The organism is Pseudoduganella sp. RAF53_2 (assembly GCF_052113985.1).
Classification (GTDB): domain Bacteria; phylum Pseudomonadota; class Gammaproteobacteria; order Burkholderiales; family Burkholderiaceae_D; genus Rugamonas.
Genome location: NZ_JBFRDW010000701.1, coordinates 1 through 3,001, shown reverse-complemented (window position 1 = coordinate 3,001; position 3,001 = coordinate 1). Strand labels below are relative to the sequence as shown.

At 59.5% G+C, this 3,001-nt stretch carries 3 protein-coding genes and 2 rRNA genes; all 5 read left to right on the top strand.

Translation table 11 applies throughout. The features are described from left to right. Positions 1 to 95: ribosomal RNA gene (locus AB4Z11_RS28075) — 23S ribosomal RNA — on the top strand; the annotation flags it as partial. 111 nt (positions 96 to 206) lie between these two features. Beyond that, positions 207 to 319, top strand: a 5S ribosomal RNA gene (rrf, locus tag AB4Z11_RS28070). 137 nt (positions 320 to 456) lie between these two features. Next, the gene (locus AB4Z11_RS28065; RefSeq protein WP_442029116.1) at positions 457 to 1,278 is read left to right on the top strand and encodes a hypothetical protein; all 822 of its coding nucleotides are present in this window, start codon (positions 457 to 459) and stop codon (positions 1,276 to 1,278) included. A gap of 89 nt (positions 1,279 to 1,367) precedes the next feature. Beyond that, the gene (locus tag AB4Z11_RS28060; protein WP_442029115.1) at positions 1,368 to 2,621 is read left to right on the top strand and encodes an ABC transporter substrate-binding protein; all 1,254 of its coding nucleotides are present in this window, start codon (positions 1,368 to 1,370) and stop codon (positions 2,619 to 2,621) included. A 7-nt stretch (positions 2,622 to 2,628) separates the two neighbouring features. After that, positions 2,629 to 3,001 (top strand): carbohydrate ABC transporter permease (locus tag AB4Z11_RS28055; protein ID WP_442029114.1); only part of this gene is annotated, 373 nt, incomplete at its 3' end.

Sequence of the window (3,001 nt, the reverse complement as noted above, 5' to 3'; positions counted from 1 at the left end):
AGGGTCGTTCGAGACCAGGACGTTGATAGGTCAGGTGTGGAAGTGCAGTAATGCATTAAGCTAACTGATACTAATTGCCCGTACGGCTTGTCCCTATAACCTTGCCGGTTATGYGCACTTGCCTGTGTTTGAATGATTGAGTTTTACCCYACTTACTTCTTCCGGATTGCGCAKCGCGTTGAGCCAACGCGGTGCTACMAGTTATGCCTGATGACCATAGCAAGTCGGTCCCACCCCTTCCCATCCCGAACAGGACCGTGAAACGACTTTGCGCCGATGATAGTGCTGCAACCAGTGTGAAAGTAGGTTATCGTCAGGCTAGTTATTGAAAAAGCCCACCAGGCGCATGCGCCGGTGGGCTTTTTGCTTTTAGCCGCCTCTTACAATTTGTAATAGTTTCCCAACCCTCCTTAACGCAAAGCTTGCCTAATATGCTCTGCAGAACAGGGAGGAACCATGGACGAGACCTTCAAATTCACGACCGATTCCAGTGGCCAGATCACAGGCATCAGCCTGGTCGGCGCACGATATGACCATGTATTGCGGGTGCCGGACGGCACCACGTTCACCAGTATCGCCAACAAGGTCACGGAAACCATCAGCGGCGACCGCGCGACAGTTACCGTGATCTACACTCAGGATGCGGCTGACGCCAGCATTTACCGCATCAGCTCCGAATCGACCGTCATCAAGGCGCCCAGTACCGACAAGCATTACTTCAGTTTCACCGTCACCGGCGGCGCCGTGACTGCCGCCAGCGAGACCTTCATTTTCGGCACACACACGCACACCAGGGATCTGACCAACACACCGGCATCGAGCTTCTCCGCCAGCGCGGCCGGCGTGACGGAAACGCGCGTAGTGGGCGATCTGATCGAAACGCTGAACTTCGTGCAGGTCGGCAGCAGCGGCGAATACGCGCTCGCATCCGACACCAGGACGGTCATCGCGCAGGGCAGTGCAACGACTGCGCTCAACGTCGAGCCTTTTGAGCGCGACCAGTTTGTATTCGATGCCAGTGGCAATGTGACCGGAGTGCAGGCGATCCTGTGGGATGGCAGCACCAAGACCGTGACACCTGGCGAGCACACCAGCTATACTCAGCTTGAAAAGGGATTTGTGCTCGAAACGCACACGGGCACCCACCATACGAGCTTCGAACTTTTCTACGACGGCAACGGCGACGGCAAATACACCGCGATCGCCGAAGGCAACGGCACCAGCGTCGACCTGGTTGGCATCAAGGCGCAGCTGGCCGGCATTGAAGGACTGTTGTAGCAGTTGTTGCGCTGCCGTGGTTTTTGTCTTATAGTCTCCTCAATAATTGGTAACGTTTCCAAAACGTGCCGCAAAACCAAGGAGACAGGATGTTCAAGCGTAGCAAGCTGGCCGTTGCCTGCGGTCTGGCGCTGTTCGTGGCGGGTGTGGCGCAGGCTGGCGCCGGCACCGCGAGTCCGGCGCTCAATGCTGAAGTCATTCACTGGTGGACCTCGGGCGGCGAGTCGGCTGCCGTCAAACAGCTGGAAGGCGCTTACCGTGCTGCCGGCGGCAACTGGATCGACACCGCCATTGCAGGCGGCGACCAGGCCCGCGCGGTCACCCTGAACCGCATCGTTGGCGGCAAAGCGCCCGCGGCTGCGCAATTCAACATCTCCAAGCAATTTCTCGACGTGGTGGAGCAGGACATGCTCATGCCGCTCGACGACATCGCCAGGCAACAGGACTGGGACCGCACGCTGCCCGAGCCAATCGCGCACGTGATCAAGGTCGACGGCCATTACTATGCGCTGCCGCTCGACATCCACATGCAAACCTGGATCTGGTACTCCAAGGCTGCGTTCAAGAAGGCAGGCATCACCAAAGAGCCGGCGACGATGGATGAACTCTTCGCCGCGCTGGACAAACTGAAGGCTGCTGGCCTGATCCCGCTGGCGCACGGCGGGCAGGCGTGGCAAGAAAACGTGCTGTTTGCAGGCGTTCTGGCCAACGTCGGCGGCAAGCAGCTGTACATGCAGGTGATGCGTGACCGCGACCAGAAGGCGATCAACTCCGAAGCGATGCGCAAGGTGCTGGTCGCTTACAAGCGCCTGCAGTCTTACGTGGACCCGAACGCGCCTGGCCGCAACTGGAACGACGCCACGGCCTTGCTGGTAAGCGGCAAAGCGGGCGTGCAAATCATGGGCGACTGGGCGAAAGGCGAATTCACCGCGGCCAAGCAAAAGCCGGGCGTGGACTTCGGCTGTATTGCCGGCCTGGGGCCTGACGTGCCATACCTGGTGCAGGGCGATGCCTTCGTCTTCCCGAGATCGGATCGCGGAGATGTGCAGCAGGCGCAAAAGCTGATGGCGCGCACACTGGTTGCGCCGACGACGCTGATCTCCTTCAACAAACTCAAAGGCTCGCTGCCGCCGCGCGTCGATCTCGACACCAGTTCGCTCGATGTGTGCTCGCAGGCCGGTGCCGCCATCATGCGTGGCAAGTCGCGTCTTGCCGGCGCACCTGAGGTCTACCTGACGCCCGATCAGAACGGCGCGCTGCAAGATGCGATCACCGCCTTCTGGAATACGTCCATGCCGGTAGAGAGAGCGCAAAAAGCGCTGGCTGCCGCGCTGCGGAACTGAGCTGCCGATGCGTCAACGCGGCGTCATGCCTTACTTCGCGCTGTTGCCGATGCTGGCCACGGTGGGCGTAGCTTATCTGGGCGCCTTCGCCTGGACTTTCTATGTCTCGCTGACCGGCTCGCGCAGCATCGCGTCGAATAAGTTCGTGGGCATGGCCAATTACACGCGGCTGTTCGATAACGAACGCTGGCAGCTGTCGGCGCATAATCTCGCCATTTACGGTGTGCTGTTCATTCTGGCCTGCCTGGTGATCGGCTTTCTGCTGGCGGCSTGCATCGACCGCCAGGTAACGGGGGAAGGCGCTTTGCGCACGGTCTTCCTCTATCCGTATGCGATGTCCTTCGTCGCAACCGGCCTTGTGTGGCAATGGATCTTCACAC